This window comes from Rhizobium sp. UFLA01-1127, from assembly GCF_059803845.1.
Genome location: NZ_JAUQTZ010000062.1, coordinates 16,100 through 34,230, shown reverse-complemented (window position 1 = coordinate 34,230; position 18,131 = coordinate 16,100). Strand labels below are relative to the sequence as shown.

Here is an 18,131-nt window from a genome sequence, read left to right as displayed (position 1 = left end):
GGTTTCGACATTGTTGAACCAGGCATATTCGACGCCCTCGCGGCTGGTCCAGACATTCTTGCAGGTCACAGAACAGGTATGGCAGCCAATACATTTATCGAGGTTGAGAACCATCGCAATCTGGGCACGGATCTTCATTCTGCAGCCTCCTTCTGAGCATTGGTTGCAAGCGGCTCTTCCAGCCAATCGACCTTGGACATCTTGCGCACGACGACGAACTCATCGCGGTTGGAGCCGACGGTGCCGTAATAGTTGAAACCGTAGGCAAGCTGGGCATAACCGCCGATCATATGGGTCGGCTTCAGGACGGTGCGGGTCACCGAATTATGGATGCCGCCGCGGTTGCCGGTCAGTTCCGAGCCGGGGGTGTTGATGATCTTCTCCTGGGCGTGGTACATCAGCGCCATGCCCTGCTTGATGCGCTGCGAAACGACGGCGCGGGCCGTCAGCGCACCATTGGCGTTGAAGACTTCGACCCAGTCGTTGTCGACGATGCCCGCCGACTTCGCATCCGTCTCCGAAATCCAGACGACCGGCCCGCCCCGGTTCAGCGTCAGCATCAGGAGATTGTCGGTGTAGGTGGAATGGATGCCCCACTTCTGGTGCGGCGTCAGGAAATTGAGAACGATTTCCTTGTTGCCGTTCGGATGGCGATCCTTGACCACGCCGATCGCCTTTAAATCGACCGGCGGCTTCCAGGTGACGAGACCTTCGCCGAAAGCCCGCATCCAGAGATGATCCTGATAGAGCTGCTGGCGGCCCGTGAGCGTGCGCCAGGGGATCAGCTCGTGGACGTTCGTATAGCCGGCATTGTAGCAGACCTTCTCGCTCTCGATGCCGGACCACGTGGGCGACGAGATGATCTTGCGCGGCTGCGCCTGGATATCGCGATAGCGGATCTTCTCGTCTTCCTTGGGAAGGGCGAGATGCGCGTGGTCGCGCCCGGTCGCCTTCGACAGGGCTTCCCAAGCCTTCACCGCCACTTCGCCGTTGGTCTCCGGCGCAAGCATCAGAATGACCTCCGCGGCATCGATGTCGGTCTCGATTTTCGCAAGACCCTTTGCCGCACCATTCCGATGGACGCCGTTCAGCGCGGCAAGTGCCGCCACTTCGTGCTCGGTCTTCCAGTTGATGCCCTTGCCGCCATTGCCGATGGAGGTCATCAGCGGTCCGAGTGCGGTAAAGCGGGCATGGATGTTCGGATAATCACGCTCGACGACGGCGACGGAGGGCATGCTGCGGCCGGGAACAGGTTCGATCTCGCCGCGTTTCCAGTCCTTGACGTCGAAGGGCTGCGCCATCTCTCCGGCGCTGTCGTGCTGAATAGGCGTCAGCACGACATCCTGTTCTACACCGAGCACTTCCGGTGCAACGCGCGAAAAGGCCTCGGCGATCCCCTTGTAGATGTCCCAGTCGGAACGCGCTTCCCAGGCCGGATCGACCGCAGCCGACAGCGGATGGATGAAGGGATGCATATCCGAGGTGTTGAGGTCGTTCTTCTCGTACCAGGTGGCGGTCGGCAAGACGATGTCGGAATAGACGCATGTGGTCGACATGCGGAAATCCAGGGTCACCAAAAGGTCGAGCTTGCCGCGCGGCGCCTCGTCGTGCCAGACGACCTCCTTGTTGCGGACAGCGCCTTCCGGTCCGAGATCCTTGCCCATGACGCCGTTTTCGGTGCCGAGCAGGTGCTTCAGGAAGTATTCGTGCCCCTTGCCGGAAGAGCCGAGCAGGTTCGAGCGCCAGACGAACATGTTGCGCGGCCAGTTGGCCGGATCGTCCGGGTCTTCGCACGAAAGCTCGAGCTCGCCGGATTTCAGGGCCTTCGCAACATAGTCCTTCGGCTCCAGGCCGGCCGCCTTCGCCTTTTCCGCAACCGAAAGCGGATTGACCTTCAGCTGCGGGGCCGACGGCAGCCAGCCCATGCGCTCGGCGCGGACATTGTAGTCGATGAAACTGCTTTCCCAATCGCCTTCCGGCGCCGTCGGCGACAGGATTTCGGCCGCCGTCAGCGTCTCGTAGCGCCACTGGTCGGTATGAGCGTAGAAGAACGACGTCGAGTTTTGGTGGCGCGGCGGACGAGACCAGTCGAGCCCGAAGGCAAGCGGCGTCCAGCCGGTCTGCGGCCGCAGTTTCTCCTGCCCGACATAGTGCGACCAGCCGCCGCCGGACTGACCGATCGCCCCGCAGAAGACGAGGAGGTTGATCACGCCGCGATAGTTCATGTCCATGTTGTACCAATGGTTTATGCCGGCGCCGATGATGATCATCGAGCGGCCATTGGTCTTCTCGGCATTGGTCGCAAATTCCCGGGCGACGGTGATGATCGCATCGCGCTTGACGCCGGTGATGTGCTCCGCCCAGGCGGGCGTGAACGGCACATTCTCATCGTAATCACGGGCAACGTTTTCGCCACCGAAGCCGCGATCGAGGCCGTAATTCGCCATCATCAGATCGTAGACGGTCACGACCTTGATGGGCGCGCCATCGGTGCCTGATATCGTCCGGACAGGGATATTGCGGGTCAGAATTTCGCTATGCCCGGTCGCCACGAAATGCTCCGTGGCGCGGCCGCCGAAATAGGGAAAATCGACTGCCGCGATCTCGGCACCCTCGCCCGCAAGCGAGAGCTTGAGAGAGCTGTTACGGCCGTGGCCGTCCTTCTCTTCGAGGTTCCACTTGGCCGTTTCTCCCCAGCGATAGCCGACGGAACCGAGAGGAGCGACCAGTTCGCCCGTCTTCTCGTCGATCGCGACGGTCTTCCATTCCGGATTGTTGGCTTCGCCAAGCGCACCCTCCAGCTCGGAAGCCCGGAGCAGGCGCTCGGGAACCAGCCGCCCGTCGCGCTCCACGAGCCGCACGAGGAACGGCATATCGGTGTAGCGGCGGGCATAATCCTCGAAATAGGCAACCGACCGCTCGAGGTAATATTCGCGCAGGATCACATGGCCCATGGCGAGCGCCAGCGCCGCATCCGTTCCCTGCTTCGGGTTCAGCCAGATGTCGGCGAATTTCGTCGCCTCGGCATAGTCGGGGCTGACGACGGCGCTCTTTGTGCCCTTGTAGCGGACTTCGGTATAGAAATGCGCATCCGGCGTGCGCGTCTGCGGCACGTTCGAACCCCAGACGATGATGAAGCCGGCATTGTACCAGTCGGCGCTTTCCGGCACGTCCGTCTGCTCGCCCCAGGTTTGCGGGCTTGCCGGCGGCAGGTCGCAATACCAATCATAGAAGGACATGCATACGCCGCCAATGAGCGAGAGATAACGCGCGCCCGCCGCATAGGAGACCATCGACATGGCCGGGATCGGCGAGAAGCCGATGATGCGGTCCGGCCCATGCGCCTTGATCGTGTAAGCGTTGGCGGCAGCAACGATTTCCGTCACCTCGTCCCAGTTCGCCCGTACAAAGCCGCCATGGCCGCGGATGGAGATGTAGGATTTGCGCTTTTCGGCATCCTCGACGATCGACGCCCAGGCTGCGACCGGCGACAGGGTTTTCCGCGCCTTGCGCCAAAGCTTCAGGAGCCGTCCGCGGATCATCGGGTATTTCACGCGCGCGCCGGAATAAAGATACCAGCTATAGGAGGCGCCCCGCGCGCAGCCGCGCGGTTCATGGTTCGGCAGGTCCGGCCGTGTGCGCGGATAGTCCGTCTGCTGCGTCTCCCAGGTGACGATGCCGCCCTTCACATAGATCTTCCACGAGCAGGAACCCGTACAGTTCACGCCATGGGTCGAGCGGACGATCTTGTCGTGCTGCCAGCGTTTGCGATAGCCATCCTCCCAGGAGCGATCCTCGCTGGTAACGATGCCGTGGCCATTGGAAAACTGACCGACATTCTTTCGAAAGAAGGTGAGCCGGTCGAGGAAATGAGACATGTGGTTCTCCTGGTCTTATTCGGCCGCCGCGGCCTTGCCGATGGTGCCTTGCTTGTTGCGCTCGACGTCGTGGAGAAGGCCGCCCTTGCGGGTATAGGCGGCCCAGGTGAGGACGAGACAGGTCACGTAGAAGATGAGGAAGGCCGACAGTGCCGCCTGCGGCCCGCCGGTAAAGGTGATCGAAAGCCCGTAGCCCATCGGAATGAAGAAGGCGCCGAAGGCAGCAATCGCCGAGGTAAAGCCGGTGATCGCAGCGGATTCCTTTTCCGCCTCCAGGCGGCGGGCTTCGGGCGTCGCATCCGGCATCAGCCGGATCATTTCCTTGCCCATGATCGCCGGGATCATCTGGAAGGTCGAAGCATTACCGACGCCGGTTGCGAAGAAGAGAACGAGGAAGGAGAGGAAGAAGCCCCAGAAGGCTCCTGGCTGATCCTTGGTCGCGATGAACCAGAGGACGCCGCCGGCACCGGCCATCATCAGCACGAAGACCCAGAAGGTGACCCGCGCGCCGCCGAAGCGGTCGGCAAGCCAGCCGGTTCCCGAGCGCGACAATGCTCCAACCAGCGGACCGAGGAAGGCGAATTGCAGCGCGTTGATATCGGGAAACAGCGTCTTGGCAAGCAGTGGAAAGCCCGCCGAATAGCCGATGAAGGAGCCGAAGGTCCCGGTATAGAGCCAGCACATGATCCAATTGTGCCGGCGCCGAAAGATGACCGCCTGCTCGGCGAAGGAAGCCTTTGCCGAAGCGATGTCGTTCATCCCGAACCAGCAGGCGAAAGCCGAGATCGCGATGAAGGGCACGAAGAAGAAGCCGGCATTCTGCAGCCAGAGCGGAGCGCTGCCGGCCGCCGCTTTCGTCATCACCGGATCGCCGCCGAACCGGCCGAAGATGCCGGCGGTGATGACCAGCGGAACGATGAACTGGACGACGCTCACGCCGAGATTGCCGAGGCCGGCATTGAGGGCCAGCGCATTGCCCTTTTCCGACTTCGGAAAGAAGAAGGAGATGTTGGACATCGACGAGGCGAAATTACCGCCGCCAAAGCCGCAAAGCAGGGCAAGAAGAAGGAACACGATGTAGGGCGTGGTCGGGTTCTGCACCGCAAAGCCGATGCCGACGGCAGGAATGATCAGCGACCAGGTCGTCAGCGTCGTCCACAGCCGCCCGCCGAAAATCGGCACCATGAAGGAATAGAAGATCCGGAAGGTCGCACCGGAAATGCCGGGAAGAGCAGCCAGCCAGAAGAGCTGATCGGTGGTGAACGTGTAGCCGACGAGCGGCAGCTTCGCGACGACCACGGACCAGACCTGCCATATGGCGAAGGAGAGAAGCAGCGCCGGAATCGAAAGCCAGAGATTGCGCCGCGCGATGCGGCTGCCCTTTTCCGCCCAGAAGGCCGGATCTTCCGGACGCCAGTCCGTAAGCACCGCATCGCTGCGGCGGGGCTCGACCTTCGGTGCCGGCATGCCTTGCATTTCCGGGAAGAGCGGCAGCGCTTCGAGCGTCTTTCCCACCGCGCGGCGCTCCATCTGACGGATGGCCACATGCATCCAGACAAGCGCGACCGAGACCAGCAGGAAGAGCGCCATGAAGCAGCTGGTCCACAGGCCGGTGAGATCGAGCAGAACACCGAAGAGGATCGGGAGCAGGAATCCGCCGAGACCGCCGATCATCCCGACCAGTCCGCCGACGGCGCCGACATGGTCCGGATAATAGGCCGGAATGTGCTTGTAGACGGCGGCTTTGCCCAGCGCCATGAAGAAGCCGAGGACGAAGAGGACGACGGTGAAGCCTACCAGCCCCATTTCGACGTGGAAGGTGGCAGGGCCGTTGAGTGTTCTGACCGCGTAATCGGCCGGCGGATAGGCAAGGATGAAGGTGGCGACGATGGACACCAAAAACGTCCAGTAGAGCACGCGGCGTGCGCCGTAGACATCCGACAGATGGCCGCCATAGGCGCGGAAAAGACTGGCTGGCACGGAGAAGAAGGCGGCAATCATGCCGGCGGTGCGAATATCCAGCCCGTAGACATTGATCAGATATTGCGGCAGCCACAGCGCAAGGGCGACAAAGGCGCCGAAGACAACGAAGTAATAGAGCGAGAAGCGCCAGACCTGCACATTCTTTAAGGGTTCGAGTTCGAGCCATGCGCTCTTCGGCCTTTGGCCGGTGCGGCGGCGTTCGGCATGGATGGGATCGTCTTTCGTCGTGAACCAGAAGAAGATCGCGGTGACGACCAGACCGGCCGCCCAGATCTCTGCAACTGCATGCCAGCCCCAGGCCACCAGGACCAGCGGTGCGAGAAACTTGGTGACGGCCGAACCGACGTTGCCGGCCCCGAAGATTCCGAGCGCCGTGCCTTGCTTGCCGGGCGGATACCATCGCGACACGTAGGCTACCCCGACGGCAAACGAACCGCCTGCAATGCCGACACCGAGAGCCGCGAGAAGCATTTGCGGATATGTGTGCGCATAGGTCAGCAAGAAAGTCGCCGCGGCAGCGGCAAGCATGGTGCCAACAAGGACGATGCGCCCGCCATAAAGATCGGTCCAGATGCCGAGTATGACGCGAATCAACGAGCCGGTAAGAATAGGCGTGCCGACCAGAAGGCCGAATTCGGTTTCGGTGAGCCCGAGCTCGTCCCGAATTCGAATACCGATGATGGCGAAAATGGTCCAGGCTGCGAAACATATCGTAAAGGCGACCGTGCTTGCGGTCAGGGCAGTGCGCTGAGCCTTGATATCAATCTCTTGGTGAACAGGCATGGCGAAATTCCATTCGTGACGAGGGATGGTCCTTCTTCAGTCTCGAAATCGGGAATAACTGCGAATGCCGGAGGCGACTTTGATTTTAGTCAAAAGAATTTGACGATACGAAATGCAGCCAAATATTGAGAAGAATATCGACGAAATATGCCCAATACATTTCGAGGAAATTGACAAATTTATACTGTTGGATTGATAAATTTCAATTATGAAATACAAATACGTCAACGATTGACAGGAGGCCTTCCCGTGAGACCTGATAGTACCGCCGCAATTCGAAATCTGGGCCTCTTCGCACCCATACAGGATGACACGTTTCATTCGCTTATGGAGGCCAGTTTCCTGCAACGCTTTCCGCAAAGTGTCGTGTTGATTCGTGAGAGCGAGCCGGCTGACTTTCTGTACATCCTGGTGGATGGGCTGGTTGAAATGTTCGCCGGCACCGGCTCTCGGGAAACGACCTTGGACATTGTAGCTCCAGTCGGCGTCTTCATTCTGGCGGCGGTGCTCAATGACGATGTCTGCCTGCAATCCGCTCGAACCCTGGCGTCTTCCAGCATTCTCATGATTCCTGCCGCACGGATACATCATGCGATGCAGACGGACCCCTCCTTCGCCCGCGCAATCGTCATGGAGCTGGCTAAGGGTTATCGCCGCGCGATCAAGGATCTGAAAAACCAGAAACTGCGTTCAGGCGCGGAGCGCTTGGCAAACTGGCTTTTGCAGGCCGAAAAGGAACAAGGAGGCAGCGGATCGGTGGACGTCGGCGTCGAAAAGCGGCTTCTGGCATCCCGCCTCGGAATGACACCCGAAAATCTATCGCGGGCATTTTCAGTGCTGAAGGCATATGGCGTCACGGTGAAAGGATCGCACGTCGGCATTTTAGACCATGTCAGTCTGACCGAGTTTGCGAAACCAAACACGCTCATCGATACTCCAGAGAAAAAACTCATTTTTCACTGATCGAGCCGACCCGCATCTCGGCTCCCGATCGCTGAGTAGGCATTAAGGTATGCCCCGAATAGCCATAGGTCGGTAAAGATCCATATGCAGTTATCCTTCTCCCACACGGACAGGTCTCGTTAACTGCCGAGAGCATTCCAGAAAAATGCGCAGCGATTTTCCGTCCGGAATTGCGTAAAAAGCATAGGGATGGAGCCTTAACTTGATCCGAAACGACAACATGACAACTCGAAATAGCCGGCGGGCTTCTTTCGTCCGGGTCCAGGCGAGAGGCACCGACATCGGTCGCCATGCGATGTGCCCAATCCGGCTGGATCTTGTGTCCAGCCGGATTGGGCTGAAGAGTTCTACTTGCCCATCATCTGCTTCGCATTATCGGGCGTGATAGCGGTCGTGTCGACCGTCACCGTTGCAGGTACTGATGTTGCACAGTCCAGCAACATCGACTTTGCCATGTCGATCGCTTCCTTTGCCCCTGTCGGATATGTGAACGTCGCGGACCAGTCTCCCTTTGCGACCGCTTCAATCCCGCCAGCCGGACCCGGCAAGCCATCGGTGCCGATGATCTTCACGCTCTTTCCGGCACCCTTCGCAGCCAGCAGGGCGCCCGCCGCCATCATATCGTTGCTCGCATAGACCATCTTGATATCCGGATGGGCCTGCAGCATGGCAGCGAACGCCGTCTGCGCTTTATCCGGCAGCCAGTCAGCCGCCTGTTCCGCAACGATCTGGATCTTGGGATTGGCTTTCACGCCATCCTTAAAGCCATTCAGTCGCTCGACGGCAGGCGTTGAACTCGGCAGCCCTTCAAGCACTGCCGTCTCGCCGCCATCCGGCAGAAGTGTCTTGCTTGTATATTGACCCGCGGCCAACGCGATCTTGTAGTTGTCTCCGCCGATGAAAGCCGTGTAATCCTTGCCAGCTTCGCCGTTCGTCTTGCGATCGAGCTCGATCACGGGAATGCCCGCGTCCATCGCCCGCTTGACGGCCGGTGTGAGCGGAGCCGCCTCGAAAGGCGAGATCAACAGCAGGTCAACCTTTTGGGTGATGAAATTGTCGACCTGCGATGTCTGAGTGTTGACGTTGCCCGCCCCGTCGGCAATCTGCAGCGTAAACTGCGGAACTGCCTTGGCAGCTGCCTGCAGTTCATCGTTGACATGCTGGCGGTAGGGTTCCGCATTGTTTGCCTGCGAGAAGCCGATCACGAATTCGCCATTCTTGGCACAAGCCTTCACCAGTGGATCGGCAGCCTGGGCTACGCTGGCAATCCCAAGGCAAGAACCGGCCAGAAATGCCATACGCCAGGCATTCGATAGTCGAAATGCATTCTGTGTCATTGGTGTCTCCTCCACATTGATCCCGAATCCACCTTTCGGGAGATGCCGCCACACTACCTGCCCAATCCTTCGCGGCGACGAACGAGGGATTGAAGGACTGCCGCCAGAACGATGATTGCCGCCGTAGCGAGCAACTGCGTGGCTGGCGTAATGTTGTTGAGCTGAAGAATATTGGCCAAAGCCCCCAGCATGATCGTGCCGGCGATTGTTCCGACCATTGAACCGGAACCGCCGAAAAGGCTGGTTCCTCCAATGACGACAGCCGCAATGGCCGTCAGTTCGTATCCGGTCCCGTCATTGGCACTTCCGAAATTGAACTGCCCTGCATGAACGATGCCAGCCAGCGCGGACGCAAAGCCGGTGATGGCGTAGACGGCGATCTTGATGACCGAGACCGGAACGCCTGAGATGCGCGCGGCACGCTCGTTTCCGCCGACGGCATAGACATAGCGGCCGAACCTGGTCGTGTTCAGCACGAGCGTAGCGACACAGGCAAAGATCAGAAAGACGATCGTGGCCACCGGCACGACGTTGCCGAACAGCCGGCCGCCCAGAATGGCAAAAATCGGTGGAGCGAGACCAGGGCCGTCGCCGTAGGAGATGTTGATATACTGATTGCCCGATACGACGAGAGCAAGTCCGCGAGCTGCCTGCAAACCGGCAAGGGTGACAATAAATGCCTCAAGCCGAAACTTGCTTGAAATCGCTCCCTGAACCAACCCGAAACACGTGCCCATCAGCAGGACTGCCAGGACGGTCGTAACGAGCCCGAAACCGCTCGAGACCATCAGCGTTGCCGTCACGACGCTCGCAAGACTAAGCGTCGCCCCGACCGAGAGATCAATCCCGGCAGTGATGATTACGAACGTCATTCCAATCGCGATGATGCCGGTTTCGGACACCGCACGGACGATATTGGCGATGTTGTCGGGTTGAAGAAACAGGATGACACCATGCCGACGCGGCGAGAAAACGATGCCGCCGGCGAAGACCAAGATAAGGCCGATCAAGCTTTGGAAGCGGACCATCACCGCCAGCGGATCAATGCGCCTGGCAGGCTGAATCGCTGGACTGGACGTAATTTGCTGTTCGGACATCAGGCCTCCCTCCCGTTGGCGGCCGCCAGGACTTCATGTTCGCCGACGCCGCCAGAAAACTCAGCAACGCTGCAGCCGTTGCGCAAAACCACTATTCGATCGCACAGGCCGATCAGCTCAGGCATTTCGCTCGAAGCGACAAGGATCCCCAGTCCCTCGGAAGCGAGCTTACGCAAACGGGTGTAGATTTCCCCCTTTGCGCCGACGTCGACGCCGCGCGTCGGCTCATCGAGAAGCAAAAGACGCGGATTGCCCAGCACTTCCTTTGCAAGGACTACCTTCTGTTGATTTCCCCCTGAGAGGGCTCCGACCGCGATAGCGGGATTCTTTGGACGGATGTCGAATTGGCCGAAAGACCTCTTGATCGCATCCTCTTGGCGTCGTGCCGACAGCAAGCCATGTGGCGATATCCGGCGGATGACCGACATGACCAAATTGAGGCCCACCGACATGCGCAGCATGAGACCGGCCCCGCGCCGGTCGTCCGTTACGAATGCCAGCCCTGCCCTGCGCGCAGCCGCGATCGATGTGAGCTTGGCCGGCCGGCCGCCAACCACGATCTCGCCCCGCCAATAGCCCGGCACGCCTGCTCCGTAGAGAGCACTCAAAAGCTCGGTTCGACCGGCCCCCATAACGCCAGCGAGCCCGACGATTTCGCCACGCCGAACATCCAGATCGACTTTGACCGGCGCCTGCCAGCCGGGAGAGGCGCGATGCGGGTGGAAGGAAGCCTGCCGCAGCTGCAGAAAGACGTCACCGACACCGTCTGCGCGGCGCGGATAAAGCTCGTTCAAGGGACGCCCGACGAGAAGCTGCACCAGCTCGGCCTGCGGCGCATCCGGCTGTGTGACGCCAGCCACCTTGCCGTCGCGCATGACTGTTACGCGATGAGCGATCTGGGGAACCTCCTCAAGACGGTGCGAGATATAGACGATACCAACGCCAGAGGACGCCAGGCCACGCATGATGTCGAACAATCGATCCACTTCGCCAACGGTCAAGGCGGCCGTCGGCTCATCCATGATGAGGGCCTTCGATGCGTAGGAAAGCGCCTTGACAATGGCGACGACCTGGCGCTGGCCGATAGAAAGGTCGCTTACGAGCTGGGTTGGATCGATGGATCGATCGATCGCTTCCAGTCTTTTGCGCGCCTCGTGCAGCATTGCCTTGCTGTCGAGCATTCCATGCGGATGAACAAGCTCGTGCCCGAGAAAGAGATTGGCGGCCACGCTCAGGCTCGGAACGAGGTCCAGTTCCTGGAAGATCGTTGCGATGCCTGCTGCCTGTGCATCACGGGGGCCGTGAAATCGCGCCGGTTTACCGTCGATGAAAATCTCCCCCTCGTCCGGCCTATGCACACCGGACAACAGGTTCATCAGCGTGGATTTTCCGGCACCGTTTTCGCCGAGCAGCGCGTGGATTTCGCCGACCTTCAGTTCGAAATCCACCCCGCGCAACGCCTGAACCCCGCCGAAGCGCTTGACGACGCCTTTCGCTGAAAGAACAACCTTACTCATGCTGCCTCTCCACACGATTCACGCAACCGCAAAACCGGCGACAATCGAACGGTTTGGCAGGGGCGGCGCTTGTTGCCTATCCGCTCGATCAGCAAGTCCGCCGCCTTCCGGCCGATCTCATCGCAAGGCTGAGCCATCAGTGTCAGGCGCGGTTCGAAATAATCCGCCCACTCGAAATCATCGATCCCGAGAACGGAAATATCTGCGGGAACCCGAAGTTTCCGTTCCCGGATGGCCCTCATGGCCCCGATCATCGTGAGATTGTTCGATGCAAGAATGGCTGTCGGCGGCTCCTTCAATTCGAGCAGACGGTGCGTCGAAGCAGTGGCGTCGGCGGTGTTGTTATTGCTGTCGCTGATCAAGTCGTCCGGCACCTCTATTCCTTTTTCCGTCATTGCGGCCCGAAAGGCATTCATGCGCTCCACGGTCGTCGCAAAACCGGGCTGCCCAAGAATGATCCCGACTCTCTTATGACGGAGCGCCACGAGATGATCGACGAGCGTGCGAATGGCAGCGACGTTATCGGTCCCGACCTGGTCGAAACGGCTATCGGACAGCCGGTCAACAAGCACACAGGGAAGATCGGATTCGATGAGGTAATCCAGCGATCTCTTAGGATCGCCCGAGGCAGCAAGAATGATCCCGTCGACGCGGCGTTGATGCAGATGCTGGACCAGCTCCAGCTCTCGATCCGGATCATCCTGCGTGTCACACAGGAATACGATCAAGCCCCGCTTGGAACATTCGGCTTCGATCGCGCAGATAATGTCGCTGAAGTAAGGATTCGAAATCGCCGATATCGCGAGGCCGATGGTACCCGTGGAGGAAAGTTTGAGCGAACGAGCGAGGGCATTGGGGATATAACCAATCGCCTCCACGGTATCCATCACCAGTTTCACCTTCTCGGGCGAGACGTAGCGCGTTTTGTTGAGAACGTGCGAAACCGTGGAGACCGAAACTCCGGCCGCCTTTGCCACCGCGGAAATGGTCGTCATGAGCGCACTCCGGCTCTCGCCAGCAGCGCAACAAGCAGGCTTTTCAAAGTATCCTCCCAAGCGGAATTCCAACCTCCAGGAGGCCTCCCAGGATCCGCTAACATGGCCACGCTAGCGTCATCGAAACGTTTGCGCAATCGTTTTTTTCTGACTATCGTTCTTGGCGGAGATGATCTCCTGGGAGGGAATTGTCATGCTGAAGGGCGTTCCGCCGTTCATTACGGCCGACCTATTATGGATTCTGGCCTCCATGGGTCACGGCGACGAATTGGCGATCGTAGATCGAAATTTCTCGGGCTTCCGCGTAGCGGCTCACACGACCAGCGCAAAGCTCCTCATCTTGGAAGGCATCGATGCGCCGACTGCGGTGCGTGGAATCCTTCAGATGATGCCTTTGGATACGTTCGTTGAAGCGCCGCTCATGCACATGGAGGCCGCCGACGCGCCAGGTGAGTTGCTGGAAGTGCATAAAGATGTCGTCGCCGCCTGCTCCCAAGCAGAGGGACGTGCGATCGTCAGCCAGCCTGTCGAAAGGTTCGCCTATTATCCTATCGCAATGCGAGCATTTGCAGTGATCCAGACGGCCGAATCCCGCCCCTATGGGAACTTCATCCTGAAGAAAGGCGTGATCTAGCATTTCCACGAAAAGTGCGATTTCCGTCCGGAATGCGCAAAGAAACAAGAACATAGAGCGCTTTCGCGATTCGAAGAAAGGCGGAAGCGCTCCAGGGATCATCAGGTGGTGCGAGCGATCAGCTCCGCAGTATCAGGCAATGCCGGATATAACGGCACCCTGTCCAATTTAGAGCGGCATGTGCCGACCGCAACATCGTTACGGCATCGCGATGGCGTTCCGGCCTCTCCTCGGCCGGTGCATCGATCATGATTTGACCCAAAGGGCTCCTATCGCCGAAACACGTTGCGCAGCCGGGCCAGTATACCTGGTCGATCACCTGCCGCGATCAGCGAACGGACATAGCGAGCGGCCGTGGAGGCATTCACCGTCGTCCCGAAATGGCAATGGCAGACGAGCTGATGCAACTGGTTATCACTCAGCTCAAAGAAGCGCCTGGTTTCACCATAGCTGTCGTCCGACAGCCCCGCCGCTCTCAGGACCGGGTCGGCAAACGCCACCGACAGCGGCGAATTGTCGGCGCGCATGAGCGCACGCTCCTTGGCCGGTTGAAACTCCGTCTCATGCAGAGTTGAGAGTGCCAGGCCTCCACAGCGTTCGAGGAGTTCCGCCCAGCGTTTGAGACGTTCGCGGCGGGTCACCGGCAACGCGTGCGGGTATTCGAGATTGACGTTGGCGACGGTCCGAATCTCTTGAAGAGCATGGTGCTTCATGGAAAGCTCCTTTCAAATGGCAGCTGTCGATTCGTCTCTGCACTCAAATTGTCCATGGCCCAACGGTCATCATCCAAGCGGCGACGGTTTGGCCGATTTCCCTGAGAGGGTCCCGTCAGGCGGCCAGCGCATCCCGATTTATTTCTCCTTTAGCCAGTCGGGTCAGCAGAATGTCGGTCTGCTTCTCCTCTTCGAGACTCCTGTGCAGGATCTCCTGATCTTCGCGCAAACCCAATTGACCGGCCAGCGCAGCAGCCGTGCCATATGCCGCTATCTCGTAATGCTCCAGCCTCTGGGCAGAGGCGAGAAGACCCGCGTCACGCAAATCGTCGCCCGTCAGGACGGAAACCATTTTTTCGGTCTCGTGGATCAGCGCCTGCATCGCCTGATCCGTATGGGCGGATGGGTCGGCACCGTGCTTGCGCACGAGTGACACGAGGCGGTCTTTCTGAACCTCGGTTTGGGCACGATGGTGGACCAGCGCATTCTTCAAGCTCGGATGCGACGCAATCTCGGCCATTCGCAACAAAGATTGCGTCAACTGCGTTTCGACACTGACAAGCTCCTGAAGTTCGGCAAGATACATGTCCTTGAAACTGCTGATATGCATCATGGTAATCCTTTCACAGGCTCCGGTCGGAGTGACATTCTTGTCGGAATGGCCTTGTCGGAACGGCAAGTCCTCTAACCGCAGCGGCGGCTTAATGTTCCGTCTGAATTTTGCAGCGGGCGTGAAAGTTCAAACGTTGTCCGCTTAAACTCCGCACTGCCGCGACTGGCGTCCCGATGTGCAGTCGGCAGGCGGCAGTAACGGCTTGGAAGCAATGGCCGACCGATTCTGTTCGGCGAAAGCGGCAATTCGCCTACTTGCCACCCTTCCGCTTGGGATCGTGGCCATGATGACGATCGCGTTCGCCACCGCCACCGGAAACCTTGCTGCGGTCTCGCGCATCGGGCTCGGCCGGTGGCTTGGGAATGTTCAAGGGCGCCTTCGCATTTTCATGGGAGGCTCCCGGACCGCCCTGGCGAATGCTGGCCGGTGTTTTGGTCGAGGTGGACATCGGCACCTCCTATCGGTCCTGTTGGTGGCCCTGATGGCTTGTGTTGATCCGGCTATTTCCCTGCTGACCCATCTTGTCGGGATCGACGGACATATCAGGCTTATGGGGATCGGATAGCGACGGTTTGGCATGGTCGCCGACACCCTTGTCGCTTCGATTTTCCTCCGGAACCGGTGGTGGTCTGCTGTTCATCATCTTCTCCTGTCATTGCCTTGCCAGAAGCCGCGGACGATCTGCTTGACGGCCTTTGCGGCGTCCGTATCGGATTAAAGCCAAACCGCTTCCCGCTAGCAATGTTCCGGGCAAGTCTGAAGGTGCGTCGCTTTCGCGACGCACCGGAAAATAGAAACCAGGCGCCGCTCTACGCTGCTTTCCTGGCCTTCGCGTTTGCTGCAGTTTCCGCCAGTTTCGTCAGCTTCTGGTCTGTGGCCTTCTCTTCGCTCAGTGTCTGCTGCAGAAGAGATACCGCGTCCTTGAGCCCAAGTTGTTTCGCCCATTCGATGAGTGTTCCATAGCGGGCGATTTCATAGTGCTCGACAGCTTGCGCTGAGGAAATCAGGCCCGCATCGAGTGCTGGCGTCCCTTTGAATTCCTCCGTGATCTCGTCGGCCTCGGCGAGGATGCCCTGGATTGCCTCGCAAGTCTTTCCCCGCGCCGGCTTTCCCAGCATCTCGAATACCTGCTCCAGTCGTTCGACATGACCTTGAGTCTCATCGCGATGATGAAGAAATCCTTGCTTGCCTTCTTCAGCCTGAGCCGCGCGCGCCATCTTCGGCAATGCCCGAAGAATTTGTTTCTCGGCGTAATAGATGTCTTTCAACGTTTCCAGAAAGAGATCGTTCAAAGTCTTCTCGGATGCCATTTGGGTCCTCCATTATGTATGGGCGAAATCATGTTGACCATGAGACCTCTTCGGTCTCGTCCCCGAACAGACAGTCGGACATTTGGTTCCCGTCTGACCTTAGAAAAATGCGGTAAAGGCCATGCCGATTACCGCGGCAAACATCGCAGCGCATGCGATCCATCCCAGTGCTTTCAATCCGCCACGGATAGCGAACTGCTTCATCAGCTGTCGATTGGAGGCAATCAACATAAGGATCACCATAACGGGAACGGCGACGACACCATTGATGACGGCGCTCCAGAACAGCGCTTTCATCGGCGGGATGGGCGTAAAGTTGAGCAACATGCCAACCATGGTCGCCAAGCCCACCGTCGTATAAAACGCCTTGGCCTCGCTCGGCTCGCGCGACAGCCCAACTTTCCATCGGGCCGCCTCCCCGACCGCGTAAGCGGCCGAACCGGCGAGGACGGGCACGGCCAGAAGGCCGGTTCCGATAATGCCTGCGGCAAAGACGATCTTGGCAAAATGACCGGCCAGCGGTTCGATCGCTTTCGCTGCATCGACGGAACTCTCGATATTTGTCACACCTGCCTTGTTCAGCGTGGCTGCGGTCGTGGTCATGATAGCCAGTGCGACGATATTGGATGCCGCCATGCCAATGAACGTATCCAGCGTGATGCGCGTATCCGCCCTTTTCGCTTCTTGGGGATGCTTCACGAGCGCTTCCTCTCGCGGCTTTTCCTTTAAGTCTTCGGCCTCCTGAGAGGCCTGCCAGAAAAACAAATAGGGGCTGATCGTCGTTCCAAAGATCGCGACGATCATGGACCAATAGTTCGGGTCGGCCTTGAAGGTCGGCAGCAGAAGTCCGCGGGTGAAGGTCGACCAATCAACATGCACCACGAAAAGGGTCGCGATGTAGGACAGAAGCGCGAGGCTCAACCATTTTAGGACGGCTACATAGCGCTTGTATTTGAGGAGAACCTGCAGAAGGATACAGAGCACGCCGAAGCCCGCGACGTAGATCAGCGAATTGCCGCTCAGCAGCAGATGGGCCGCATCTCCCATTGCACCGAGATCTGCGCCCAGATTAATGACATTGGCAATCAGAAGAGGGACAGTGATACCAACCCCAACCCAGCGCGGATAGCACTTCGCCATGCTTCCGGCCAAACCGCGGCCGGTGGTGCGGCCTATGCGGGCGCTGATCATCTGTATGGCAACCATCAGCGGATAGGTGAGGACGAGCGTCCAACTCGTAATGTAACCAAATTGCGCGCCTGCCTGCGAGTAGGTCGCGATCCCACTTGGGTCATCGTCGGAGGCGCCGGTGATCAGGCCAGGCCCGAGGATTTCCAGTATCCGTGGTTTCGAAGGTTCAACGACCGCACTTTTGTCATCCATCTGATAGTCGCTCATGACCACCTCGCAGCGAATTGCCGGGACTCGGACATTTTCTGTCAGTCGCGGCCGATGCGAATGAATTGTACTTGCGGTCTATTTGTTCCAAAGAAACAGGAAACGCCAAAGCAATGGTACTGCCTGGGCTTGATTTACTCTACCCGCGCGATCCTTGCAGGCTCTTTCGCAATGTTCACTTTGGACTTCAAGGGAACAATCTTTTACTGAGATCGTTTAGCAAAGGAAGACACCCTTTCCGTCTTCCACTTTCTCTGAAAGCGCTATCCGAAGCAGGTTGATGAGCGGCCCGCAAGGGTAGCGCGATCTTTCCTTTGGGATGAGCGCTCCCCTATGCGTGGCCCATCGGACGACAAGCCCTATTCCCGCGCACCGGACAATCCATTTCTCGTTCACGCTGTCGCGGTTTCTTTGGGCTTAAGACCTCTTGATCTCAGTGCTGGTCAAGTGGTGGTTCATAGAGAAGACCCAGAGCTTTCCGCTCTTCCTCCGGCATGTCTCTGCTGAACGAGCGGATGGCCGCCAAGCCCGCAAGCTGGTGAAGTTTGGCGAAATCAACCACTCCGCTGCGGTAAAGCTTGATAAGTTCCGCAGCGAAAGCCTCGCGGTTGAATTCGTTCAAAGCGAACCACGGCTGAGCGATCATTACATCGAAAATCCGTTGCAAATTGTCTATCTCCTCCGGCTGGAGAACTCCTTCGACAAGGTGATGATAGCGGCGCATTCATTTCCTCCGTTCACGGATGTTTTACGCTTTCCGCACGCTGGATAGGCCACAAGAAACCAAGCTTTTGCCCGGATACCTACTATTTAGGCTTGCTTCGACTTCATGCCAGCCACCGAGAGCAAAACGTTAAGCGGCAGCCGTTTTCGGTTCACTGGCGACGAGACATCCCCGCACGGAGGATGC

Annotated in this window: 15 protein-coding genes and 1 pseudogene; 2 read left to right on the top strand and 14 right to left on the bottom strand. The window is 58.8% G+C overall.

Features of this window, described 5'->3' with window-relative positions; all coding sequences use genetic code 11:
• From Q4Q11_RS17020 to Q4Q11_RS17010, 3 genes and pseudogenes are all read right to left on the bottom strand, one after another.
• A pseudogene (locus tag Q4Q11_RS17020) lies at positions 1-138 on the bottom strand (dehydrogenase); the annotation flags it as partial.
• Complete coding sequence (locus tag Q4Q11_RS17015; RefSeq protein WP_498570220.1) at positions 135-3,878, bottom strand: nitrate reductase subunit alpha; 3,744 nt, start codon at positions 3,876-3,878, stop codon at positions 135-137. The gene Q4Q11_RS17015 and the pseudogene Q4Q11_RS17020, both read right to left, overlap by 4 nt.
• A gap of 15 nt (positions 3,879-3,893) precedes the next feature.
• Entirely contained in the window at positions 3,894-6,644 is a 2,751-nt protein-coding gene (locus tag Q4Q11_RS17010) for a nitrate/nitrite transporter (RefSeq protein ID WP_498570219.1), read from the bottom strand.
• 249 nt (positions 6,645-6,893) lie between these two features.
• On the opposite strand from Q4Q11_RS17010, the gene Q4Q11_RS17005 reads away from it, so the two are divergent.
• Positions 6,894-7,607, top strand: coding sequence for a helix-turn-helix domain-containing protein (locus tag Q4Q11_RS17005; RefSeq protein WP_112507589.1), 714 nt, complete (start codon positions 6,894-6,896; stop codon positions 7,605-7,607).
• Positions 7,608-7,954: 347 nt separating this feature from the next.
• Here Q4Q11_RS17005 and Q4Q11_RS17000 read toward each other — a convergent pair whose 3' ends face one another.
• Genes Q4Q11_RS17000 through Q4Q11_RS16985 form a run of 4 tightly spaced genes read right to left on the bottom strand, consistent with a single transcriptional unit; the run spans position 7,955 to position 12,553 of the window.
• Positions 7,955-8,944 carry a substrate-binding domain-containing protein gene (locus tag Q4Q11_RS17000; RefSeq protein WP_498570218.1) on the bottom strand — a complete coding sequence of 330 codons (990 nt, stop codon included), beginning with the start codon at positions 8,942-8,944 and terminating at the stop codon, positions 7,955-7,957.
• A gap of 53 nt (positions 8,945-8,997) precedes the next feature.
• Entirely contained in the window at positions 8,998-10,041 is a 1,044-nt protein-coding gene (locus tag Q4Q11_RS16995) for an ABC transporter permease (RefSeq protein ID WP_498570217.1), read from the bottom strand.
• Complete coding sequence (locus tag Q4Q11_RS16990) at positions 10,041-11,558, bottom strand: sugar ABC transporter ATP-binding protein (protein ID WP_498570216.1); 1,518 nt, start codon at positions 11,556-11,558, stop codon at positions 10,041-10,043. Before Q4Q11_RS16990 ends, Q4Q11_RS16995 begins: the two co-directional genes overlap by 1 nt.
• Entirely contained in the window at positions 11,555-12,553 is a 999-nt protein-coding gene (locus Q4Q11_RS16985) for a LacI family DNA-binding transcriptional regulator (RefSeq protein ID WP_112507597.1), read from the bottom strand. The genes Q4Q11_RS16990 and Q4Q11_RS16985 overlap by 4 nt, the downstream gene beginning before the upstream one ends.
• A 193-nt stretch (positions 12,554-12,746) precedes the next feature.
• On the opposite strand from Q4Q11_RS16985, the gene Q4Q11_RS16980 reads away from it, so the two are divergent.
• Complete coding sequence (locus tag Q4Q11_RS16980; RefSeq protein ID WP_498570215.1) at positions 12,747-13,187, top strand: RbsD/FucU family protein; 441 nt, start codon at positions 12,747-12,749, stop codon at positions 13,185-13,187.
• Positions 13,188-13,456: 269 nt separating this feature from the next.
• Here Q4Q11_RS16980 and Q4Q11_RS16975 read toward each other — a convergent pair whose 3' ends face one another.
• The 7 genes from Q4Q11_RS16975 to Q4Q11_RS16945 all read right to left on the bottom strand — a co-directional run bounded on the left by Q4Q11_RS16975 (position 13,457) and on the right by Q4Q11_RS16945 (position 17,945).
• Entirely contained in the window at positions 13,457-13,900 is a 444-nt protein-coding gene (locus tag Q4Q11_RS16975; protein ID WP_112507601.1) for a hypothetical protein, read from the bottom strand.
• A gap of 115 nt (positions 13,901-14,015) precedes the next feature.
• Complete coding sequence (locus Q4Q11_RS16970) at positions 14,016-14,510, bottom strand: YciE/YciF ferroxidase family protein (RefSeq protein ID WP_498570214.1); 495 nt, start codon at positions 14,508-14,510, stop codon at positions 14,016-14,018.
• 253 nt (positions 14,511-14,763) lie between these two features.
• Positions 14,764-14,961 carry a hypothetical protein gene (locus Q4Q11_RS16965; protein ID WP_112507603.1) on the bottom strand — a complete coding sequence of 66 codons (198 nt, stop codon included), beginning with the start codon at positions 14,959-14,961 and terminating at the stop codon, positions 14,764-14,766.
• Between the two features lie 9 nt (positions 14,962-14,970).
• The gene (locus tag Q4Q11_RS16960) at positions 14,971-15,153 is read right to left on the bottom strand and encodes a hypothetical protein (RefSeq protein ID WP_112507605.1); all 183 of its coding nucleotides are present in this window, start codon (positions 15,151-15,153) and stop codon (positions 14,971-14,973) included.
• A gap of 169 nt (positions 15,154-15,322) precedes the next feature.
• On the bottom strand, positions 15,323-15,823 hold the full coding sequence (locus tag Q4Q11_RS16955; protein WP_113222547.1) for a YciE/YciF ferroxidase family protein: 501 nt from the start codon (positions 15,821-15,823) through the stop codon (positions 15,323-15,325).
• A 99-nt stretch (positions 15,824-15,922) separates the two neighbouring features.
• Positions 15,923-17,221, bottom strand: coding sequence for an NRAMP family divalent metal transporter (locus tag Q4Q11_RS16950; protein ID WP_498570213.1), 1,299 nt, complete (start codon positions 17,219-17,221; stop codon positions 15,923-15,925).
• A gap of 433 nt (positions 17,222-17,654) precedes the next feature.
• The gene (locus Q4Q11_RS16945; RefSeq protein ID WP_498570212.1) at positions 17,655-17,945 is read right to left on the bottom strand and encodes a hypothetical protein; all 291 of its coding nucleotides are present in this window, start codon (positions 17,943-17,945) and stop codon (positions 17,655-17,657) included.
• Positions 17,946-18,131: the final 186 nt, after the last annotated feature.

Bases quoted from the DNA above. Each gene is read 5' to 3' on its own strand.
- Q4Q11_RS16975 (WP_112507601.1), bottom strand. From the start codon at position 13,900: ATGAAGCACCATGCTCTTCAAGAGATTCGGACCGTCGCCAACGTCAAT.
- Q4Q11_RS16955 (WP_113222547.1), bottom strand. From the start codon at position 15,823: ATGGCATCCGAGAAGACTTTGAACGATCTCTTTCTGGAAACGTTGAAA.
- Q4Q11_RS16985 (WP_112507597.1), bottom strand. From the start codon at position 12,553: ATGACGACCATTTCCGCGGTGGCAAAGGCGGCCGGAGTTTCGGTCTCC.
- Q4Q11_RS16945 (WP_498570212.1), bottom strand. From the start codon at position 17,945: ATGCGCCGCTATCATCACCTTGTCGAAGGAGTTCTCCAGCCGGAGGAG.
- Q4Q11_RS16995 (WP_498570217.1), bottom strand. From the start codon at position 10,041: ATGTCCGAACAGCAAATTACGTCCAGTCCAGCGATTCAGCCTGCCAGG.
- Q4Q11_RS17010 (WP_498570219.1), bottom strand. From the start codon at position 6,644: ATGCCTGTTCACCAAGAGATTGATATCAAGGCTCAGCGCACTGCCCTG.
- Q4Q11_RS16950 (WP_498570213.1), bottom strand. From the start codon at position 17,221: ATGAGCGACTATCAGATGGATGACAAAAGTGCGGTCGTTGAACCTTCG.
- Q4Q11_RS16970 (WP_498570214.1), bottom strand. From the start codon at position 14,510: ATGCATATCAGCAGTTTCAAGGACATGTATCTTGCCGAACTTCAGGAG.
- Q4Q11_RS16965 (WP_112507603.1), bottom strand. From the start codon at position 14,961: ATGTCCACCTCGACCAAAACACCGGCCAGCATTCGCCAGGGCGGTCCG.
- Q4Q11_RS16960 (WP_112507605.1), bottom strand. From the start codon at position 15,153: ATGAACAGCAGACCACCACCGGTTCCGGAGGAAAATCGAAGCGACAAG.
- Q4Q11_RS16980 (WP_498570215.1), top strand. From the start codon at position 12,747: ATGCTGAAGGGCGTTCCGCCGTTCATTACGGCCGACCTATTATGGATT.
- Q4Q11_RS17000 (WP_498570218.1), bottom strand. From the start codon at position 8,944: ATGACACAGAATGCATTTCGACTATCGAATGCCTGGCGTATGGCATTT.
- Q4Q11_RS17015 (WP_498570220.1), bottom strand. From the start codon at position 3,878: ATGTCTCATTTCCTCGACCGGCTCACCTTCTTTCGAAAGAATGTCGGT.
- Q4Q11_RS16990 (WP_498570216.1), bottom strand. From the start codon at position 11,558: ATGAGTAAGGTTGTTCTTTCAGCGAAAGGCGTCGTCAAGCGCTTCGGC.